Consider the following 19,900-nt stretch of genomic DNA (forward strand, 5'->3'; position numbering starts at 1 on the left):
AGGTTCTTCTTGGTCGATGAACCATCTACCGGAGACCTCACTGCGTCCGGCTCACAACACGCCGACACTCACCCCACTTCGAAACACGGCCTAGCGGTGTCCCTCGTCATGACCGACCTCGACGGGACGGAAGGGCTGCTCATGAACTGGGCACAGGGGATCAGCACCTACCCGGTTACGCCCGTTCCGAGTCAGATCGCTCAAGTGCACCAAGGCTGGACGGCACCGATGACGGTCTCGCCCAGAGCCCGCAGACATCTGGGCGTAGATGGTCTGCCCCTGGAGGCTGAGTCGGTGCGAGACCTTCAAGCGCTGGCCGGTGACAGTCACCACCAGTCGTCGGATGACTGACCGAGCCGTAAGCACGGGACCTGATCACGGCGAGTCGACGCCTTGTCGTTGGAGCATGGACGGAGCCGAGGCGAGCGAGCTTGTCTGGCGGGAACACGTGTGCCGGCGAGTCACTGCCGAGCAGGATCGAGACACCTTGGCCCGGCTCATCGAATACGGACCCGTTCGAGCTCGAGTTGTACGAGCCGGCGGCCAACCCGCAGACGCTGCTCATCGACCGCGCCAGCTGCGCCACGCCGGGCAGCACGAGCGACACGTCCGGCGGTTGAGAGCGCGAGGTCGAAGGGCCGACCGGTGACGGCAACGACGGCCACCAGAAGGCACCACGGGCGCATGTCAGGCATCGCCTGACCTCGGCCAGCGAGGTCGCCGCAGAGTGGTTGCTACTTCTGAAAAGCGGAAGGCCGGCGGTTCGACCCGCCCCTGCCCACCTCTAAGACCAGCAACAACGCTCCGGAGCCACACGGCCCGGGGCTTCTCATTTTGACAGCAACCGGCGCAGGCAAGAGGTCGGACGGTCCCCCGCCAACAGGCTCAGCTACGAGCGGCAGCACCGCGACGACCACACTCGTCCTGGTCGGCGGGTACGCCGACCAGGACGGGGCCGGGTTCGCGCGCCTTCTCGGCGACATTTCGGGCTGACCTTCCTGGACAAAGGACACCCTGACGGCACACCGACCTTTAGCTGAACGGCGCCGACCCCCTTAATTGCATGATGTTGATCTGTCTTGCAGAATTTCTCTTGCGAGATCTATAGGGGAGCAGATCGGTATGTCCAGCGGCGGAACAATCCAGTAAGAGTGATTACTGCAAGGGTGTGGGCATCTGACGCCGCCACCGAGGATCGGTGCGAGCGCATCAATCTCCTGGCTCGCGCCGATCCCACAGTTGAGGCCCGAGAGGATCGCCGTGCGTGGTTGGGTGCGCGCAAGGGGGGCGATCGCTACCGCGGGGCTTCTGGTCCTCTGACCGTGGACGGCCCCTCGCCCTGCCTTCCCGCGGCTCAGCCCGCGAGTTGGGTGTCCGGACGGGCCGAGTTGGTGGTTTCCAGCTCATGAGGTTGGTTCCTCGGGCTCGGGTTTACAGGGGTGGTGCGCTGATCTCCCTAAAACGTAAAGCGGCCGTCGTTGTTGGTCAGGATTCCGTCGAGTGGTGCGGCAGCCGGATTCGCCGAACCTGCCCGGGGTAATTATCGCCGCGGTCCGACCGGACCCGCTGATCGATTCAGGGAGATCTGAATGCGAAGAACTCTAGGTATGCTCATGGCCGCCCTAACCCTGCTGGCAGGAATGGCCCCGACCCGTCCCGCGTCCGCCGAAGCCCCGAACCGCGCCGACGGATTGGGCTGGCACACCCGGTTCACCGAGACCGACCTGGTCTCCGACATCCCGGGCCGGGCGCCTCTTCAGGACCCCAAACTCGTCAACCCATGGGGCCTGGCGCTTAGCCCGACCGGGCCGCTGTGGGCCGCCAACAACGGCACCGGCGTCGCCACCGTGTACGCGGGCGGCGCGAAAGGCGTGACGAAGCAGGCGCTAGAAGTCACCGTCGAGGGCGGCGCGCCCACCGGAGAGGTGTTCAACAACACCGCCGACTTCGCGGTGAAGGGCGCGCCGGCCACCTTCATCTTCAGCAGCGAGAGCGGCGCGATTACCGCATGGAACCGCAACACAGGGACCACCGCGGTCCGCGTGGCGGGAGCGCGAGGCGCTATCTACAAGGGACTGGCGCTGCTGCACACCCGCCATGGAGCGTTCCTGCTGGCGACCGACTTCCACCACGGACGCATCGACGTCTTCGACGGTAGGTTCCGGCGGCTCAGGCTGCCCAGCGGGCGCTTCAAGGACCCGTCGATCCCACGAGGCTTCGCGCCGTTCAACGTCGCCGTCCTCGGCCGCTCCGTGTTCGTCACCTACGCCAAGCAGGATGCGAACGCCGAGGACGACGTCCCCGGCCCCGGGCTCGGCTTCGTCGTGGAGTACCGGCGGTTCGGCCGCTCCCATCACCGCTTCGCCTCCCGCGGTCCGCTGAACGCGCCGTGGGGGCTGGTGATCGCGCCCCGATCATTCGGCGACTTCGCCGGAGACGTCCTCGTCGGCAACTTCGGCGATGGCCGGATCAACGCCTTCACCCGGCATGGCCGTTGGCGGGGCGCGCTGCGTCGGCCGGACGGCCGCCCGATCGAGATCGACGGCCTGTGGTCGCTCCTGCGCGGGACGTCGACGACCGGTGGCACCGATGCCGTCTGGTTCTCGGCCGGCCCGAACGACGAGAAGCACGGCCTCGTCGGCCTGCTGCGCAAGGCCCGCCTGCACTGAACACGAGCGTGACCAGCGGCCGGGCCGGCCGCTGGTCCGTCTCCGATTTCGAGGGGGCCTGTTCTGCCAACCGCCGCCCCGCCGGGCCGAGTGATGGTCAGGCCCGGGATCGCGTCCCGCATCTGCCCCCACACGCCGCGCCGGTCACCTGGCGGCCATGCCGGGGCCGTGCATCGCGCCACGTCCGCCGGCCCGCCCCGACCGGCCGCCACGGGGTCGCGCCGCCGCCTACGATCGGTTCAGCCCACTTTGAAGGTGACCGTGACCATCCCGGCGGACCTCAAGCGTTCCTTGAGGCGGCTACGCGAGGTGCGTGCCCGTCGACCGGCGGAGGCCGAGTCGCTCGTGTTTGCCGAATGGCGGGACGAGATGGCGGATGCACTCGATGAGCTGGCCCAGCGGCTCTTGTTCGAATCGGACCGGGAGCAAGCGGCCGCAGAGGCGGCGGCTGCTCGGGCACAGGCCAACGAGATCCGCGCAAACTTGGTTAAGCGAGCGCGAACCAGGAGGCTGCGCCGCCCCCTGGACCCCCGCGACCCGGAGGGCACTCTGGCGCGAACCTGTCTGTCACGGGGTAAGCGCCGTTCGCGCGGGAGCACCCCTCCGGACAGGTTCGTTCGTCCGTTGCGGTACCAGTCGGAGCGGCCCCGATCAGCGGATCGTCTCGCCGGTCTGCGGGTCGTGGGTCACCAAGCTGTGCTGGCGAGCCAGCGTCACCATGTCTTCTAGGGCACTCGCTTCCGTGCGCAAGGAGAGGGACAGCGACACGAAATAGGCGGCGAGATCCTTGCGGCCCCACGGCTGTCGCCAATCCAGGTCGGGTGCCCAAGGGGTGATTCGATCCGCGAGGTCCGGCCAGCGGCCTAGCAGGGCCGAGCGGAAGCGCTCGACATCTGAGCTTGGGGCCACGCCCTCAACATCCTCGTCGGCCGGGCGATCGCAGATGTCATCCGGTTCTCCGGCCGCGGACTTCCAGAAGTACAGCTCGTAAGACACAGGCGCATCGTCTCAGGCAACGCGGACAGGGACAGGGCCGCACGGTGTGATTAGCGACCGAGCAGGATCCGGAATGTACGCGGAATCGTCGACGAGGGGGGCGGTTGTGGGGGGTGGGTTTTGGGCGTGACAATCGGCTGCGTGTTCGTCAACGTGCATCGGGTGCCAGGAGGCGGGCCGTATGCGTGTCCGTGTTGCGGGTATCTGACGCTTGAGCGACGGGGCTACTTCGAGATCTGCCCCGTGTGCTTCTGGGAAGACGACGGGCAGGACGACCACGACGCCGACGAGAGTCGCGGCGGGCCTAACCGGGGGCTCAGCCTTACAGAGGCTAGGCAGAACTTCGTCGCGTACGGGGCGAGTGACCGCCGGAGGGTTCGGCACGTCCGGGATCCGCGTCCGTGCGAGCAGCCGCCGCAGAGTTAGGGGTAGGGGGCTGCGGTTGCCGGTCGGCGAGTTGTCGCTCGTTGTCAGGGGTGTTCGTTACCGTGCGGGTTGGGCGCGGCCGGCTCCGGAGCATCCAGCTCTGTAGGGAATGACGGTCCCCCCGGCCTGCACGAGGGCGGCACTCGTGCCCAATCTGCGACCGGGCTTAGCTGGGAGTCAGAGCGCAGCTCGGCAGAACCGGCCGCGCCCACGAGCGAGGGCCGGGACGGCTTGCTAGGCGGGCTTGCCTGCGTCGATCCACTGCTGGAGCTTCGCCAGTTGGGCCTCGGGCCAGGTGCCGTCGCAGGGCATGCGTCCGGTCAGCAGGGAACCGATGATGGCGTCGGCGTGCTTGGAGACGTCCGCGTGGTCGTGCAGGTCGAAGAAGGACAGCATCGAGTCGCGGTCCTTCGCGCGGAACAGGGGCTTGATGTCCCGCTCGAAGCTGAGCTCGCCGGGTGATGGCATGTCTTGTCTCCTTGTCGTGGAAGCGGTCCCTAGAGAAGACAAGGCAGGTCGGCGATCGGTGACAGGTCGCGGTCGGCGGCTCCGGCCACTGCTGGACTTTTTTCGGGGCGGCGAGGGCGGCGGTTCCTGGTTGTATGGGGAGGAATGATCGTTCCCGGCTCGAGGCGGCCGGGTGGCATTGGTGGGAGCAGGCCGTGCGCACGGAGGGGCGTGGGGCGCCCGATGCGGGGTCGCCCTGGGATGAGATCGTTCCGCTGCTGTGGATGGGCGGGCACCATTACCGGGATCAGGCCGGAGTGCGGGTGCCGGTCATCGTGGATCGCGAGTTCGATCTGGTGATCAGCCTGTACGAGCGCGAGGGGCATGGGCCCGGCGGGGGCGTGGAGCACCGGAGCGTTCCCGTGCCGGATGGGCCGTTGACCGCTGGGCAGCTTGAGGCGGTGTGCGGTGCGGCGGAGCTGGCGGTGGAGGCGGTCGGGCGCGGGCGGCGGGTGCTGGTCCGGTGCCACTCCGGCTACAACCGGTCCGGCCTCGTCGTTGCTCACGCCCTGACGCTTCTGGGGTACAGCACCAGTGACGCCATATTCCTGGTCCGCTACCGCCGGTCGAAGTGGGCGCTGAACAATTCCTTGTTCGTCGACTACTTGAACACGGGGCTCGACGTCGCGCGGTTGCTGACGGGGCTTGAGGCCTGACTCCGCGGCGGCGATGAGTTCCGGGGGCGGGGGTGGTCTCTCCTTCGAGTCGTCGAGAGGAGTGCGGGCATGAGCGGGGTTCGGGTTCTGGTCGGGACGCGTAAGGGGGCGTTCGTGCTGACCGCGGACGGGAAGCGGGAGCGGTGGGAGGTCAGCGGGCCTCACTTCGGCGGGTGGGAGATGTACCACGTCGCCGGGTCGCCCGCGGATCCGGACCGGCTGTACGCGTCGCAGTCGACGGGCTGGTTCGGGCAGCTGATCCAGCGGTCGGACGACGGGGGCGCGACGTGGCGGCCGGTGGGCAACGACTTCCGGTACGACGGGGAGCCGGGGACGCACCAGTGGTACGACGGGACGCCGCGTCCGTGGGAGTTCAACCGGGTCTGGCATCTGGAGCCGTCGCCGGTGGATCCGGACGTGGTGTACGCGGGCGTCGAGGACGCGGCGCTGTTCCGGACGGGTGACGGCGGAAGCACGTGGGAGGAGCTGCCGGGGCTGCGCGGGCACGGGTCGGGGCCGGACTGGCAGCCGGGGGCCGGCGGGATGTGCCTGCACACCGTGGTGCTCGATCCGGTGAACGCGGCGCGGATGTACGTGGCGATCTCGGCGGCGGGCGTGTTCCGCACGGACGACGCGGGCGCGACGTGGCGGCCGGTGAACCGGGGGCTGCGGTCGGAGGGCATCCCGGACGCGGAGGCGGAGGTCGGGCACTGCGTGCACCGGATCGCGATGCATCCGTCGCGTCCGGAGGTGCTGTTCATGCAGAAGCACTGGGACGTGATGCGCAGCGACGACGCGGGGGAGACGTGGCGGGAGATCAGCGGTGATCTGCCGAGCGACTTCGGGTTCCCGATCGCGGTGCACGCGCACGAGCCGGACACCGTCTACGTGGTGCCGATCAAGAGCGACTCGGAGCACTACCCGCCGGAGGGGAGGCTGCGGGTCTACCGGAGCCGGGCCGGGGGGAACGAGTGGGAGCCGCTGACGGACGGGCTGCCGCAGAGCCACTGCTACGTCAACGTGCTGCGGGACGCGATGGCCGTGGACTCGCTGGATCCGTGCGGGATCTACTTCGGGACGACCGGCGGGCAGGTGTACGGGTCGTCCGACGAGGGCGACACCTGGACGCCGATCGTGCGCGATCTCCCGGCGGTGCTGTCGGTGGAAGTGCAGGCGCTGCCGTGATCCGTGTGGTGCTGCCCGCGCATCTGCGGGCGCTCGCCGGGGTGGACGGGGAGGTGGAGGTCGAGGGGACGACGATCGCGACGGTCCTGGACGCGTTGGAGGACCGGTTCCCGGTGCTGTGCGGGACGATCCGTGATCGGCGGACGGGGCGGCGCCGGGCGTTCGTGCGTTTCTACGCCTGCGCCGAGGACCTGTCCCATGAGCCGGTGGACGCGCCGCTGCCGGGGCCGGTCGTCGCGGGGGCCGAGCCGTTCCTGGTGGTCGGCGCCATGGCGGGCGGTTAGAGGCAGCGGCGTGCCGGTGCGTGGTTGCCGACCGTGGCCCCGGCACGCCGCTAATACGACTGAATGTAGTACTACGAGCCGTAGTACGGAAGTCGGTAGTACTACCCGCCGTGGTGACCTCGCCCTCAGTCGGATAATCTGGACGTCGTGAAGGGTCTTGGAGAGCTTGAACGCACGGTCATGGAGGTTCTGTGGGCGCGGGAGGACGCCGGCGCCGGCGCCGCCACCGCCCGCGACGTGAGCCGTGCGCTGGCCCATGACCGCGACCTCGCCCACACCACGGTGATGACGGTGCTGGACAGGCTCGCCAAGAAGGACTTCCTCGAACGCGAGCGGGACGGCCGCGCGTGGCGGTACCGGCCGGTCGAGAGCCGGGAGAGCTACGTCACGGAACTGATGCTGGGCGCCCTGGACGAGACGGGCGACCGCGACGCCGCGCTGGCGCACTTCGTCCGGTCGGTCTCGAGCGACGAGATCGACGTGATCCGCCAGGCCCTGGCCGGCCTCACGAAGGAACCACCGGCATGACCGGCACCGCCCTGCTCGCATTGATCTCCCTGGGGACCGTCGGCGGGGCGCACCTGCTGTCCCGGGCCAGGTGGACGTGGCGCACCCCGCGCCTCGGCATCGCCCTCTGGCAGTCGCTCGGCCTGTGCTGGGGCGTCGCCACCATCGGGGCCCTCCTCGGCGTCGCGATGGCGCCGTACCGCAAGGGCGTCCTCGGCGGCATCCCCGGCCTCTACGCCGACCAGGCGGCCCGGCTCGACACGGTGCACATGGCGGCGCTGCTGTCCGCGGTGAGCCTCGCCGCCGTGCTGCTGGTCATGCTGATGTACGCGGTGGTCCGCGTCGTCCGCGCCAGGCACCGGCACCGAGTACTCCTCGCCCTCGTCTCCCGCCGCGATTCGGCCGTGCCCGGCACGCTGGTCCTCGACCACCCGGGCGCGGCCGCTTACTGCGTTCCGGGGGTCCGCTCGTCCAAGGTCGTGGTGAGCGCCGGGACCCTGGAACTGCTGGACCGCGCCGAGCTGGCCGCGGTCCTCGCGCACGAGCGCGCGCACGCGCGCGAGCGCCACGACCTGGTGCTGCTGCCGTTCGCGTCGCTGCGCCAGGTGTTCCCGCAGTTCCGGCTGGTCGGGCGGTGCCTGGACGCGGTGGAGCTGCTGATCGAGATGGCCGCGGACGACCGGGCCCGGTCGGGGCGCCCGCCGCGCGAGCTGGCGACGGCGCTGCTGCGCTTCGCCGCCGCCCGCCCGGCGGCCGCGCCGTCCGGGACGCTCGGGGTGGCGTCCTCGGACGACATCCCGGTGATGGCGCGGGTCAACCGGCTGCTGGAGCCGAAGCCGCTGCCGCGCCGCGCCCGCCTCGCCGCGACGGTCGCCGTGCCGCTGCTGGCCGGCCTGCCGCTGATCCTGATCGTGCTGCCCACCTGAACCGCCGGGGCCGGTGCGGAACCGGCCCTCCTCAGTCGGCAAGGACGGTCCCGTAGAGCCGGTCGACGTGCAGCCGGATCACGAGACGCCGGTCCTTGACCATCTGCTCCAGGAACGCCCGCTCGTCGGCCGGGTCGGGGAAGCCCGGCGTCATCGCGAGGAGCTCCCGCCCGGCGTCGTCGCCGGGCTTTTCGCTGATCCCGGACAGTTCCGCCCGTCCCTCGGCGACCACGAACGACAGGTGGTCCGGGGCGGACGCGTGGAGCGCGGCCCGCGGGTCGGCGCGGATCTGCCTGACCTTGGCGCGCCCGGCGGTGGTCGAGATCCGCGCGATCCGCTCCGCCGCGTCCCAGGTGTAGACGACGGTGGACAGGTGCGGGTGGCCGCTCTTCTTCGTGGTGGCGAGGACGGCGAACTGCTGCTCGCCGAGGAGGAGGGCGAGGTCGTCCTCGTCGACGGGCTTCGGGCCGGGTCCCTGGCCGGGGCCGTACGCGGTCATGGTGATCTCCTTCAGGCGTTGGTGGGGACGGACTCGACGGGGGCGGGGGCGTCCGCGGCGGCCTTCGGGCTGCGCAGGACGAGGACGCCGACCAGGAACGCGGCGACCAGCAGGCCCGCCGAGACGGTGAACGCGAGGTGGTATCCGCCGGTCAGCGCGGCGGCCTCGGACCGGCCGTCCGCGCGCAGGTGCTCGGTGCGGGACGCGGCGAGCGTCGACAGCACCGCGACGCCGAGCGCCATCCCGATCTGCTGGACGGTGTTGAACAGCCCGGACACCAGGCCCGCGTCGTCGGGGCGGGCGCCGGCCATCCCGAGGCCGGTCAGCGCGGGCAGGACGAGCCCGCCGCCGGCGACCAGCACCATCACGGGCAGCAGGTCGGCGGCGTAGCCCGCGTCCTCCGGGATCCGGGCCAGCCACGCCATGGCGCCCATCAGCAGGACGAGCCCGGCGAGCAGCACGGCGCGCTCGCCGAAGCGGCGGCTCAGCCGCGCCGAGACGAACAGCGAGATCGTGCCGATGGCGACGGCGGCGGGCAGCATCGCGAGGCCGGTCTCCAGCGCGTCGTAGCCGAGGACCTTCTGCATGTAGAGGGCGACAATGATCTGGAACGAGAACATCGCCGACAGCGACAGCATCTGCGCGAGGTAGGAGCCGGACGCGTTGCGCGAGCGCAGCAGGCGCAGCGGCATCAGCGGGGTGGCGGCCCTCGCCTGCCGGACGAAGAACCCGGCGAGCAGGACCAGCGAGACGGCGCCGAGGCCGAGCGTGCGGCCCGACAGCCAGCCGTCGTCCTCGGCCTTGACGACGGTGTAGATGCCGAGCATCAGCCCGGACGTGACCAGCACCGCGCCCGCGACGTCGGCGCCGGCGCGCAGCCCGGCGCCGCGGTCGCGGGGCAGCGCGACGACCGCCAGCGCGATCGTGGCCAGCCCGATCGGCACGTTGATCAGGAAGATCCAGTGCCAGCTCAGCGCGTCGGTGAGCACCCCGCCGAGCACCTGGCCGATGGACGCGCCGGCGGCGCCGGTGAAGCTGAAGACGCCGATGGCCTTGGCGCGCTCGCCGGGCTCGGTGAACAGCGTCACGAGGATGCCGAGGACGACGGCGGAGGCCATCGCGCTGCCGACGCCCTGCAGGAACCGGGCGGCGATCAGCAGGCCCGGCGCGGTGGCGGCGCCGGCGAGCACGGACGCGCCGGTGAACACCGCGTTCCCGGCGAGGAACATCGTCTTGCGGCCGATGAGGTCGCCGAGCCGCCCGGCGAGCAGGAGCAGGCCGCCGAAGGCGATCAGGTAGGCGTTGACGGTCCAGCTCAGCCCGGCGGCGGAGAAGCCGAGGTCGCGCTGGATGGACGGCATCGCGACGGTGACGATGCTGCCGTCCAGGATCGTCATCAGCGCGGCGGCGGACAGCACGCCGAGAGCGGTCCCGCGGGACCGTGCGGACAGGTTCATGGGGTCATCTCCCGTTCGAGGCGAACAGGAGAGACGTTAGCAGATAGTTTTGTTAGAGACGATCTGTTGGGGACCTATTTGTTGCGCTCGCGCTGGCGGCGCACCGGCTGCGCCTGCTCCACCGGGGTGCTGAGGTGCCCCTCGGCCAGCCGCCGCAGCGCCCGCACGAGGACGTCGCGCTCGCCGTCCGGCAGCGCCCCGAGCGCCTCCGCGTGCACCCGGTCGACGATCTCCTGACCCCGCCGGGCCGTCTCGGCGCCCTTCTCGCTGACGGCGATGATCCGCGCGCGCCGGTCCGTCGAGGACGGGCGCCGCTCGGCAAGCCCGGCCTTCTCCAGGGCGTCCACCGTCACGACCATCGTGGTCTTGTCCATGTCGCCGATCTCGGCCAGCTGGATCTGGGTGCGCTCCTCCTCGAGCGCGTGCACCAGCACGCAGTGCATGCGCGGCGTCAGCCCGATCTCGCCGAGCGCCGCCGTCATTCGCGACTTCAGCACGTGCGAGGTGTGGTCGAGCAGGTAGGACAGGTCCGTCACGGTGTTGGCTGGAGCGAGCGCGGTCATGCCTCCAGAGTACCCAGTGGTTCCGTACCGGATTATCTACTGCCATCTGCATCCCGATGGGATACCGTGAAGGCATGAAGCGCACCGCGTGCCTGTGCTGGCGGCCGTCCTAGGACGGCCGACACCCACGCACGCCTCGGGCCGTCCGCTGGACGGCCCGCTCTCTTCTCCGCACCCGGGTCCGTCCGGCGGGCCCCGGAACCAGGAGGAGAGACCCATGCAGACCACCCAGACGCCGCAGCCCGCTGAAACACCGCAGCCGGCTGAGACGCCCCGGCCCGCTGAAACACCGCGGGCCACCGGCCCGTACCGCGACCTCGAAGCGCGCGTCGCCGCCGATCCCGGCGCGTTCCGGATCCTGACCGGCGACCGGCCGACCGGCGCCCTGCACCTCGGCCACTACTTCGGCACCCTCGCCAACCGCGTCCGGCTCCAGCGCGCCGGCGTCGATCTGTTCGTGCTGGTCGCCGACTACCAGGTGCTCACCGACCGCGACGTCGCCGACCGGCTCGGCGAGCACGTCGACGGCCTCGTCGCCGACTACCTCGCCGCGGGCATCGACCCGTCCACCGCGACGATCTTCCGGCACAGCGCCGTGCCCGCGCTGAACCAGCTGATGCTGCCGTTCCTGTCCCTGGTCACGGTCGGCGAGCTGGGCCGCAACCCCACGGTGAAGGACGAGATCGCCGCGTCCAAGCAGTCCTCGGTCAGCGGGCTGATGTTCACCTACCCCGTCCACCAGGCCGCCGACATCCTGTTCTGCAAGTCCAACCTCGTCCCGGTGGGCGCCGACCAACTCCCGCACCTGGAGGTCACCCGGACGATCGCGCGCCGCTTCAACGACCGGTACGCCCCGGTCTTCCCGGTGCCGGACGCGCTGCTGTCGGCCGCGCCGACCCTGCTCGGCACCGACGGCCGCAAGATGAGCAAGAGCCGCGGGAACGCGATCGCGCTCTCGGCGTCGCCGGACGAGACGGCCCGGCTGATCAAGCGGGCGGTGACCGACGCCGACCGGCACATCGAGTACGCGCCCGACACCCGTCCCGAGGTGTCCAACCTGGTGCTGCTCGCCGCGCTCTGCCAGGAGCGCGACCCCCGCGAGGTCGCCGCGGAGATCGGCGACGGCGGCGGCGCGGCGCTCAAGCGGACGGTGACCGAGTCGGTCAACGAGTTCCTGCGCCCGATCCGCGCCCGCCGCGCCGAGATCATGGCCGACCGCGGCCACCTGCGCCGCGTCCTGGCCGAGGGCAACGCCCGCGCCGCCGCCATCGCCGACCAGACCCTCGACGAGGTCCGCGAGGCCATGTCCATGAACACCTGAAGACCCAGAGGTCCCCCGGCTACTCGGCGGGCTCGCGCGGCTCGATGCCCCTGAGGGCGGTGGCCACCAGGTCGTCCGCCGAGTGCGCGGGGGACGCCTCGGCGATGCCCCGTCCCTGGAACAGCGTCGAGAGCACCGGCTCGTGGCAGGCCCCGACGATCATGGAGGTGACGGCGTCGACGCGGGCGTCGGCGGCGATGCGGCCGAGGCCGCGCTCGGCCTCGAGGTAGCCGCGCAGGCGGTGCCGCCAGTCCCGGTCCGGGTCGCTCAGCCCGGCGAACCGGGCGAGGACCTCGGGCGTCGCGATCAGGCCGGTCAGCGCCGGGACCATCCGGCCGTGCAGGGCCAGCCCGTGGGCGACGTACGCGCGCAGGTTGCCCTCGACCGTCCCGGTGCCCGGCGCGGGCAGGGGCTCCAGGCCGTCCTCGATCGCCGTGGCGTGCGCGCGCAGCGCGAGGGCGATCAGCTCCTCCTTGTCGGCGAAGTGGTTGTAGAGCACCCCGCCCGCGACGCCCGCCTCCTGCGCGATGGCCCGGACGGTCAGCCCCGCCGTCCCGCGCTCGGCGATCATCCGCTCGGCGGTCGCGATCAGGTGCTCGCGCAGGGTCCGGTCGCCGCCGCGCAGCGCGGCCGCCTTTCGAGGTGACATCACCCCGCATCGTAGTGAGCGGGCCGGAAGCCCCGCGCGGCGAGATCGAGGAACGGCGCGAGGTACGCCGCGGCGACCTTGCGTCCCGTCGCCCCGTACTCGCCGAGGGCCGCCACCCGTCTCATCGCCGGGCCCGCACGAGCCACGCGGTGCTGCGCAGCCGGACGGCTCCGTCGCGCTCGAACGGGCGCATCGCGTCGGTGATCGCGGCGCGGAGCTCGGGGCCGTCGCCGAGGTTGTGGCGGACGGGGCCCCAGCCGGCGAGGAAGTCCGCGGCGTCGGCGGCGTCCCGCCCCCAGACCTGCTCGGCGTGCACCTTCCGGCAGGTCACGTCGCGGAAACCGGCCGCGCCGAGGATCTCGCGGACGCGGTCCGGGTCGGACAGCGACATCGGGCCGGCGTGTCCGGTCACCGCCGCGGGCCGCGGCGCGATCGCGGCGAAGACGGTGCCGAGGTCGGTGCCGGCGGGGGACGCCATGGCGAGGAAGGAGAGGCGGCCGTCCTCCCGCAGCGCGCGCCGGACGTTGCCGAACGCGGCGACCGGGTCGGCGAAGAACATGACCCCGAACCGGCTGACCGCGGCGTCGAAGGCGGCGTCCGGGAACGGGTGGACCTGCGCGTCGCCCTGCTCGAACTCGGCGTTGCGGACGCCCTCCTGCTCGGTGAGCGAGCGGGCGCGGGCGAGCATCGGCGCGGACAGGTCGACGCCGAGCGCCCGCCCGAGCCGGGCCCGCCGCGCGGCGAGCCGGGTGATGTAGCCGTTCCCGCAGCCGAGGTCGAGGACGTGGTCGCGGGGCCCGATCGCGGCGGCCTCCAGGAGGGCGCCGTCGAAGCCGTTGTTGACGGCGTCGTACCGCTCGTGGTGGTCGGCCCAGTGCTCGCCCTCGTAGCCGTTCCATGCCTCGGCCTGGTGGGTGTTGACGACGTCCATTGGAGCCTCCTCGTTGTGAACGCATGTTCATGAACGTATGTTCATAATGAGGGCGCGGTTCGCCGGAGGTCAAGCCCGGATGCGTTCTCTCAGGTCAGCGCGTCGACGAACGCGGCCGTCGCGGGATCGGCGGCGCGCGAATGCAGCAGCTCGGTCCGATGGACGACCCGGGGCGCGCGCACCGGCACCTCCGCGAGCCCGGCGCCGCTCGCCAGGCCCGGGGGGAGGACGGCCAGGCCGTGGCCCGCGGCGACGAGTGCGAGGAGGAACGGCAGGTCCCCGCCCTCGCAGGTCAGGGACGGCGGGAACCCGTCGCGTGAGCCCGTGGCCTGGCGGAGCGCGGCGAGCGGGACGGCGACGTCCGGGACGTCCAGCCAGAGCGCGTCGACCAGGTCGTTCAGGTCGACGCCGGGACGCGACGCCAGCGGATGCGCGCGCGTCAGCACCAGCACGAGGGGCCGTTCCGCGACGGCGACCGCCGCCAGCGGGACGGTGTCGGCCAGCCGGAGCGGGTCGTTGGGTGCGGCGATCCCGTCGACCAACCCGATGTCGAGGTCGCCCGCCGCGACCGCCACGTCCACCTCGGCGCGGCCCATCACCTGCACCGCGGCCTCGACGCGCGGGTGGGCGCCGCGCGCGCGGGCCAGTGGCTCCGCGATGTAGGCGGAGGCCAGCGGCGACGCGCCGACGCGCAGCCGGGCCCGCGCCGTCCCGGACATCCGGACGATCTCCGAGCGCGCCGCCTGGAGCCGCAGCAGGATCGGGCCGGCGTGTTCGAGGAGCCGCGCGCCAGCCTCGGTGGTGCCGACCGGCCGCCGGTGCAGCAGCGTGATCTTGAGGTCGTTCTCCAGCGACGCGATCTGCTGCGACACGGCGGCCTGTGTGTACCCGAGCTCGGCCGCGGCGGCGGAGAACGAGCCCGTCCGCACGACGGTGACGAACGTCCGGAGGAGGTGCGGGTCCATCGGATAAGTGTCGCTTATGTTCGCATCGGAAATCATCGTTGGTGCTTAAGCGGGGTCCGACGTCAGGATCGGGGCATGACCTTCACAGCGCGCATCGCCCTCGTCGGGGACCGGTCCCCGAACGTTCAGTCGCACGTCCGGATCCCGCGGCTGCTGGAGGCCGTCCGGGAGCGCGACGGCCTCCTCGCGGAGGCGTACTGGATCCCGACCGACGAGGTCGGCGCCGGGCTGGACGGCTTCGACGGCGTCTGGCTGCTGCCCGGCAGCCCGTACCGCAGCGAGGCGGGCGTCCTCACCGCGATCCGCTCGGCGCGGGAGGGCGGGATCCCGGTGCTCGGGACGTGCGGCGGCTTCCAGCACATGATCCTGGAGTTCGCGCGGAACGTGTGCGGGATCGCCCGCGCCAAGCACGCCGAGAACGCCGAGGACGACGACGCGGGCGACGATGCGGTGATCATGCCGCTGGCGTGCTCGCTCGCGGGGCACGAGGGCGAGGTGAACGTGGCGCCCGGCTCGTCCGCCGAGCGGATCATGGGGACGTCGCGCAGCATCGAGCGCTTCAACTGCACGTTCGGGCCGAACCCCGCGTACATCGGGACGCTGGAGGCGAGCGGCCTGCGCTTCACCGGCCACGACGACGAGGGCCAGGTGCGGATCGCCGAGCTGCCCGGCCACCCGTTCTACTTCGCGACGCTGTTCCAGCCGGAGCTGGCGGGGGACGGGAGCCGCCCGCATCCGGTGGTCGCCGCGTTCGTCGCCGCCGCGTGCGCGGCGGTGGGCGAGCGCGCCGCCGGCCGGTCCTGACGCGCGGCGGCGCCGGGCCGCCCGGCGAGGGACGGCCCGGCGGGTGAGCCGAGCCGGGTCAGACGCGCTTGTCGAGGAGCGGTTCCCGCGCCGGAGCGGCGGGCTCGGGCTCGGGTTCGGTGGCGGCCGGGCGCAGGAAGAGCACGCCGAGGACGACGGTCGCCACCGTCAGGGCGAAGTCGGCCCAGATCGCGGTCTCGGCGGCGGACGCGAACGCGGCCCGGCCCGGGTGCGCGCCGAGCGCGGCGAAGAAGATCGCGCCGAGCACCGCGACGCCCGTCGCGCCGGAGAACTGCTGCGCGGTGCTCAGCACCCCGGACGCGGCGCCGGCCTGCGCGGGGCGGATCCCCGACATCACCGCGCCGATCACCGACGGCAGCGTCAGCCCGCCGCCGAGGCCGAGCAGGCCGAGCGGCGCGAGCAGCCACGGGGCGGTGACGTCGCCGCCGAGGACGTGCAGCTCGACGGCCAGCGCCAGCACGCCGAGCGCGCTGACGACCGTCCCGCACACGAGCACCTTCAGCCCGAACCGGGCGACGAGCGGGCGGCCGAACAGCGACGCGACCATGGTCAGCAGCGCCATCGGGCCGAACTCCAGGCCCGCTTCCAGGGGCGTCAGGCGCAGGCCGCCCTGCAGCAGCATCGTCAGCACGACGTTCATGCTGCCGAACGAGGCCAGGAACGCGACGTTCAGCGCCAGGCCGAGGTCGAACGAGCGGGCGCGGAACAGGGCGAGGTCGAGCAGCGGTTCGCCGCCGGTCCGGGCGAGCCGCCGCTCCCACCACAGCGTCGCCGCGAGGACCGGGACGGACGCGGCGAGCGAGATCCACGTCCAGGCGGGCCAGCCCTGCTCGCGGCCCATCGCGAGCGGGACGAGCGCGAGCGCGAGGGCGCCCGAGATCCCGGCGGCGCCGGCCGGGTCGAGGCGGGGCCGCCGGTCCGAGCGGGTCCCGGGCAGCGACCGGACGGCGAGCGCGAGCGCGGCGGCGCCGACGGGCACGTTCACCAGGAAGATCGTCCGCCAGCCGAGCCCGAGCGGGTCGGCCTGGAGCAGCAGGCCGCCGCCGATCTGGCCGGCGACGCCCCCGCCGCCGAGGACGACGCCGTACCAGGCCATCGCGCGCGGCCGGTCCGCCGCCGGGAGCGCGGCGGTGATCAGGGCGAGCACCTGCGGGACCATCGCCGCGCCGGTCAGCCCCTGGAGCAGCCGCGCCGCGACGAGCTGCACGGGCGACTGCGCGAGCCCGCACAGCAGGGACGCGGCGGTGAAGGCGGCCATGCCGAGGAGGAACAGCCGCCGGTGGCCGAACAGGTCGCCGAGGCGCCCGCCGGTCACCATCCCGCTCGCGTAGGTGAAGGCGTAGCCGGCGATGACGAGTTCGAGGGCGACGGGCCCGGCGTGCAGGTCGCGCTGGAGCGACGGCGTCGCGACGTTCACCACCATGTAGTCGAACGACACCATGAAGGTCGCCGAGAGGATGACCGGCAGGATCAGCCGGCCGTGCTTTCCGGATGTCATGCCCTCTACGGTCGTGACACGCGGCTCGTGCCACATTGAGAGGAATACGTAGTCGGCCGTGCGGGGTTCTTCAGATTTCCGGACCGGGTGCTCAGGAGGTGCGGTGGCGTCCGTTCTCGTCGCCCGTGAGGCGGAGCTGGCCGCCCTGGCGGACGCGTACGCGCGCGCGTGCGAGGCCGGGCCGGTGACCGTGCTGGTCGGCGGCGAGGCGGGGATCGGCAAGAGCCGGCTGGTCGCGGAGTTCGCGGCCCGGCTGCCGTCCCGGACGCGGGTGGCGCGCGGCGACTGCCTGGAGGCGGGCGGCGGGTTCGCCTACGCGCCGTTCATCGCCGCGATGCGCGCGCTCGTCCGCGACCTCGGCGCCGAGCGCGCCGCCGGCCTGCTGCCGGGCGGCGGGCGGCTCGGGCTGGCGCACTGGCTGCCGGTCCTCGGCGTCGCGCCGGACGAGCCCGACCCGGTGCACGGGCGGGCCCGGCTGTACGAGGACGTCCTGACGCTGGTCGATGGCGCGGCACGGGAACGCCCGCTCGCCGTCGTCCTGGAGGATCTGCACTGGGCGGACCCGTCGAGCCGCGAGCTGCTGGCGTTCCTCGTGCACAACCTGTCCGGGCCGGGGGTGCTGCTGGTCGGCACGTACCGGTCGACGGACCTGGACGAGCGGCACCCGCTGCGTCCGGTGCTGGCCGGGCTGGCGCGGTCGCCGCGCGTCCGCCTGCTGGAGCCCGCTCCGCTGACCTGCGAGGAGGTCGGCGGGCTGGTCGCCGCCCGGCTCGGCTACCTGCCGGACCGCGGCGTCGTCGAGGAGATCGCGCGGCGCAGCGAGGGGAACCCGCTGTTCGTGGAGGCGCTGGCGGACGCGGGCGCGCAGGGCGGGACGCCGCGCCGGCTGCGGGACCTGCTGCTCGCCGGGTTCCGCTCGCTGCCGGACGGGTCGCGTGGCGTGCTGCACGCCGCGTCCGTGGCGTCGGCATGGGGCGGAGGTCTGGCGCACCGGTTCCTGGCGTCCGTGGCGGGGCTGGACGACCTGTCCCTAGAGGACGCGATACGCCCTGCCGTGGACCGTGGTCTCCTCTTGGCGGAGGGCGACGGATACACGTTCCGCCATGCGCTCCTACGCCAGGCCGTGTATGAGGACGCCCTGCCGAGCGCGCGCGCCCGCCTGCACAAACGCTCCGGAGCCGCCTTGCAGGCCGACCCCGATCTCGTCCCGGACGGGCGCGCCGCGGCGGAGGAGGCCGCGCACTGGTGCGCGGCGGGCGAGAAGGAGCAGGCGTTCGACGCCCTGTGGCGCGCCGCCGCTTCCGCGCGCGCCCTCCACGCCCACCCCGAGCAGCTGCGCATCCTCGAACGCGTGCTCCGGCAGTGGGACGGCATCGCCGAGCCCGAGCGCGTCCTCGGCGCCGACCGGGTCGACGTCCTGCACCGCGCGGCGGAGGCGTGCCTGTCGGCGGGGGAGGCGGCACGGGGCGTCGACCTGGCGTCCGAGGCCCTTGCGGCGCTCGACCGGGACCGCGATCCGCGCCGCGCCGCGCTGCTCCTCGAACTGCGCAGCATGCTCCGGCACCGGCTCGGCGACCCGGCGCTCGACGACCTGCGCGCGGCCGTGGCGCTGCTGCCGGACGGGGCACCGGCGGCGGTCCGGGGACGTCCGCTGTCGACGCTGGCCAACCGGCTGTTCCTGATGTCCCGCCCGGAAGAGTCGCGGGCGCTGGCGGAAGAGGCGCTCGCGGCCGGACGCGAGTCCGGGGACGCGCGCGTGCGGGCGTGGGCGCTGCTGACGCTCGGCTCGCTCGACGGCGCCGCCGGGGACCTCGACGCGGCGCTGGCCCGGATCGCCGCGGCGGCGGAGATCGCCCGTGCCGCCGGGGAGTCGGCGGTCCCGCTGGTCATCGCGGTGATGGCGGAGGCGGACGCGCTGCACGGCATGGGCCTGGACGAGCGCGCCGCCGGGGCGGTGGCGGCCGGGCTGGAGACCGCGCGCCGCGCCGGCCTCGACCGGGACCAGGGCGCGGGCCTGGCCGCGAAGGGCGCCGAGCCGCTGTGGGACCTCGGCCGCTGGGACGAGGCGGCCGCGCTGCTGCAGGACGTCCTCGCGCTCGACCCGCCGCCGCTGTTCCGCGCGCTCGCGCAGGTCAACCTGGGGGTCATCGCGCTCGCGCGGGGCGACGCCGCGGCGGCCGGCGAGGCGGCGGACGCGGCGCACGCGGTCATGGGGGACCGCTACTGGGGGAAGGCGTTCCGGCTCCCGCTGCACGACCTGCGCTGCCGGGTCGCGATGGCCCGCGGCGACCTCACCGGCGCCGACGGGATCCTCGGCCGCGCCCTCGACGGACCCGGTCTGCGGGAGACGTCCCGCTTCGTATGGCCGCTGCTGCTGACCGGCGCCCGGCTGTGCGGGGAGCGGCTCGCCCGGTCGGCCGCCGAACCCGACGCGGCGCGCGGAGCCCGCGAACGGCTGGCCGAGCTGCGCGACCTGGCCGGGGAGCTGCCGGTCATCGGACCCGTCCAGCACGCGTACAGGGCCGCGTTCCGCGCGGAGGCGGGCGATCAGGACTGGGACGAAGCGGTGCGGGCGTGGCGTGATCTCGGCCGGCCGTACCCGCTGGCATGGGCGCTGTTCCGATCGGCCGAGGCGCCTGGAGTCCCGTCCGGGCGGGCGGCCGAGGCGTGCCGCGAGGCCGCGTCGATAGCGGCGGGTCTCGGCGCGAAACCGCTGCTCAAGGAGATCGAGCTGCTCGCCACGCGCGCCCGCCTCTCCATCGAGGAGCCGCCCCCGGCGCCTGATCCGCCGGCGCCGGACCCCGCGCGGCGGCTCGGCCTGACGCGCCGCGAGGCCGAGGTGCTGCGGCTGGTCGCGGACGGCCGCAGCAACCGGCAGATCGCGGAGGCGCTGTTCATCTCCGCGCGGACGGCGGGCGTCCACGTCTCCAACATCCTGGCGAAGCTGCAGGTCGCGTCCCGGACGGAGGCGGCGGCGCTCGCCCACCGGCTCCGCCTCTTCGACCCGCCCGCCGGCTGATCCGCCCGCCGGCTGAT

Annotated in this window: 21 protein-coding genes; 11 read left to right on the plus strand and 10 right to left on the minus strand. The window is 72.8% G+C overall.

The window, feature by feature from the left end; translation table 11 throughout:
* Positions 1-108: 108 nt before the first annotated feature.
* Positions 109-351 carry a hypothetical protein gene (locus tag ABT299_RS34715; RefSeq protein ID WP_500253307.1) on the plus strand — a complete coding sequence of 81 codons (243 nt, stop codon included), beginning with the start codon at positions 109-111 and terminating at the stop codon, positions 349-351.
* 1,262 nt (positions 352-1,613) lie between these two features.
* On the plus strand, positions 1,614-2,669 hold the full coding sequence (locus ABT299_RS34720; protein ID WP_500253308.1) for a TIGR03118 family protein: 1,056 nt from the start codon (positions 1,614-1,616) through the stop codon (positions 2,667-2,669).
* Between the two features lie 651 nt (positions 2,670-3,320).
* Here ABT299_RS34720 and ABT299_RS34725 read toward each other — a convergent pair.
* Positions 3,321-3,665, minus strand: coding sequence for a hypothetical protein (locus ABT299_RS34725; RefSeq protein WP_387029368.1), 345 nt, complete (start codon positions 3,663-3,665; stop codon positions 3,321-3,323).
* Between the two features lie 162 nt (positions 3,666-3,827).
* Here ABT299_RS34725 and ABT299_RS34730 point away from each other — a divergent pair, with 162 nt between their 5' ends.
* Positions 3,828-4,091, plus strand: a complete 264-nt coding sequence (locus ABT299_RS34730; RefSeq protein ID WP_500253346.1) for a CPCC family cysteine-rich protein — start codon at positions 3,828-3,830, stop codon at positions 4,089-4,091.
* 234 nt (positions 4,092-4,325) lie between these two features.
* Here the strand turns inward: ABT299_RS34730 and ABT299_RS34735 are convergent, their stop codons facing one another.
* Positions 4,326-4,559: a hypothetical protein gene (locus ABT299_RS34735; protein WP_387029369.1), complete on the minus strand. Its 234-nt coding sequence runs from the start codon at positions 4,557-4,559 to the stop codon at positions 4,326-4,328.
* Between the two features lie 194 nt (positions 4,560-4,753).
* Between ABT299_RS34735 and ABT299_RS34740 the strand changes: the two genes are divergently transcribed.
* The 5 genes from ABT299_RS34740 to ABT299_RS34760 all read left to right on the plus strand — a co-directional run bounded on the left by ABT299_RS34740 (position 4,754) and on the right by ABT299_RS34760 (position 8,156).
* Positions 4,754-5,254 carry a protein-tyrosine phosphatase family protein gene (locus ABT299_RS34740; protein WP_206700109.1) on the plus strand — a complete coding sequence of 167 codons (501 nt, stop codon included), beginning with the start codon at positions 4,754-4,756 and terminating at the stop codon, positions 5,252-5,254.
* Between the two features lie 69 nt (positions 5,255-5,323).
* Positions 5,324-6,439 (plus strand): WD40/YVTN/BNR-like repeat-containing protein, encoded by a 1,116-nt coding sequence (locus ABT299_RS34745; RefSeq protein ID WP_387029372.1) that lies wholly within the window; start codon positions 5,324-5,326, stop codon positions 6,437-6,439.
* Positions 6,436-6,723: a ubiquitin family protein gene (locus tag ABT299_RS34750; RefSeq protein ID WP_190860883.1), complete on the plus strand. Its 288-nt coding sequence runs from the start codon at positions 6,436-6,438 to the stop codon at positions 6,721-6,723. Before ABT299_RS34745 ends, ABT299_RS34750 begins: the two co-directional genes overlap by 4 nt.
* A gap of 147 nt (positions 6,724-6,870) precedes the next feature.
* Positions 6,871-7,251 (plus strand): BlaI/MecI/CopY family transcriptional regulator, encoded by a 381-nt coding sequence (locus ABT299_RS34755; protein ID WP_190860882.1) that lies wholly within the window; start codon positions 6,871-6,873, stop codon positions 7,249-7,251.
* Positions 7,248-8,156 (plus strand): M56 family metallopeptidase, encoded by a 909-nt coding sequence (locus ABT299_RS34760; RefSeq protein WP_190860880.1) that lies wholly within the window; start codon positions 7,248-7,250, stop codon positions 8,154-8,156. The genes ABT299_RS34755 and ABT299_RS34760 overlap by 4 nt, the downstream gene beginning before the upstream one ends.
* A gap of 31 nt (positions 8,157-8,187) precedes the next feature.
* On the opposite strand, the gene ABT299_RS34765 is transcribed toward ABT299_RS34760, so the two are convergent.
* From ABT299_RS34765 to ABT299_RS34775, 3 genes are all read right to left on the minus strand, one after another.
* Positions 8,188-8,655, minus strand: a complete 468-nt coding sequence (locus tag ABT299_RS34765) for a TIGR03618 family F420-dependent PPOX class oxidoreductase (protein WP_500253309.1) — start codon at positions 8,653-8,655, stop codon at positions 8,188-8,190.
* A gap of 11 nt (positions 8,656-8,666) precedes the next feature.
* Positions 8,667-10,112: an MFS transporter gene (locus ABT299_RS34770; RefSeq protein ID WP_387029378.1), complete on the minus strand. Its 1,446-nt coding sequence runs from the start codon at positions 10,110-10,112 to the stop codon at positions 8,667-8,669.
* 74 nt (positions 10,113-10,186) lie between these two features.
* Positions 10,187-10,675, minus strand: a complete 489-nt coding sequence (locus ABT299_RS34775; RefSeq protein ID WP_433147069.1) for a MarR family winged helix-turn-helix transcriptional regulator — start codon at positions 10,673-10,675, stop codon at positions 10,187-10,189.
* Between the two features lie 217 nt (positions 10,676-10,892).
* On the opposite strand from ABT299_RS34775, the gene trpS reads away from it, so the two are divergent.
* Positions 10,893-11,996, plus strand: coding sequence for a tryptophan--tRNA ligase (gene trpS, locus ABT299_RS34780; RefSeq protein WP_500253310.1), 1,104 nt, complete (start codon positions 10,893-10,895; stop codon positions 11,994-11,996).
* Positions 11,997-12,015: 19 nt separating this feature from the next.
* Here the strand turns inward: trpS and ABT299_RS34785 are convergent, their stop codons facing one another.
* From ABT299_RS34785 to ABT299_RS34800, 4 genes are all read right to left on the minus strand, one after another.
* On the minus strand, positions 12,016-12,645 hold the full coding sequence (locus ABT299_RS34785) for a TetR/AcrR family transcriptional regulator (protein WP_500253311.1): 630 nt from the start codon (positions 12,643-12,645) through the stop codon (positions 12,016-12,018).
* Positions 12,645-12,770: a hypothetical protein gene (locus ABT299_RS34790; protein ID WP_500253312.1), complete on the minus strand. Its 126-nt coding sequence runs from the start codon at positions 12,768-12,770 to the stop codon at positions 12,645-12,647. The genes ABT299_RS34785 and ABT299_RS34790 overlap by 1 nt, the downstream gene beginning before the upstream one ends.
* Positions 12,767-13,576, minus strand: a complete 810-nt coding sequence (locus tag ABT299_RS34795) for a class I SAM-dependent methyltransferase (RefSeq protein ID WP_500253313.1) — start codon at positions 13,574-13,576, stop codon at positions 12,767-12,769. Before ABT299_RS34795 ends, ABT299_RS34790 begins: the two co-directional genes overlap by 4 nt.
* An 89-nt stretch (positions 13,577-13,665) precedes the next feature.
* Positions 13,666-14,541, minus strand: coding sequence for a LysR family transcriptional regulator (locus tag ABT299_RS34800; RefSeq protein WP_500253314.1), 876 nt, complete (start codon positions 14,539-14,541; stop codon positions 13,666-13,668).
* Between the two features lie 75 nt (positions 14,542-14,616).
* Between ABT299_RS34800 and ABT299_RS34805 the strand changes: the two genes are divergently transcribed.
* Positions 14,617-15,345 (plus strand): CTP synthase C-terminal region-related (seleno)protein, encoded by a 729-nt coding sequence (locus tag ABT299_RS34805; RefSeq protein ID WP_500253315.1) that lies wholly within the window; start codon positions 14,617-14,619, stop codon positions 15,343-15,345.
* 58 nt (positions 15,346-15,403) lie between these two features.
* Here the strand turns inward: ABT299_RS34805 and ABT299_RS34810 are convergent, their stop codons facing one another.
* Positions 15,404-16,864 carry an MFS transporter gene (locus tag ABT299_RS34810; protein WP_500253316.1) on the minus strand — a complete coding sequence of 487 codons (1,461 nt, stop codon included), beginning with the start codon at positions 16,862-16,864 and terminating at the stop codon, positions 15,404-15,406.
* Positions 16,865-16,967: 103 nt separating this feature from the next.
* Between ABT299_RS34810 and ABT299_RS34815 the strand changes: the two genes are divergently transcribed.
* Positions 16,968-19,883 (plus strand): helix-turn-helix transcriptional regulator, encoded by a 2,916-nt coding sequence (locus ABT299_RS34815; RefSeq protein WP_500253317.1) that lies wholly within the window; start codon positions 16,968-16,970, stop codon positions 19,881-19,883.
* Positions 19,884-19,900: the final 17 nt, after the last annotated feature.

The organism is Spirillospora sp. NPDC000708, assembly GCF_040299565.1.
Taxonomy (GTDB): domain Bacteria; phylum Actinomycetota; class Actinomycetes; order Streptosporangiales; family Streptosporangiaceae; genus Spirillospora.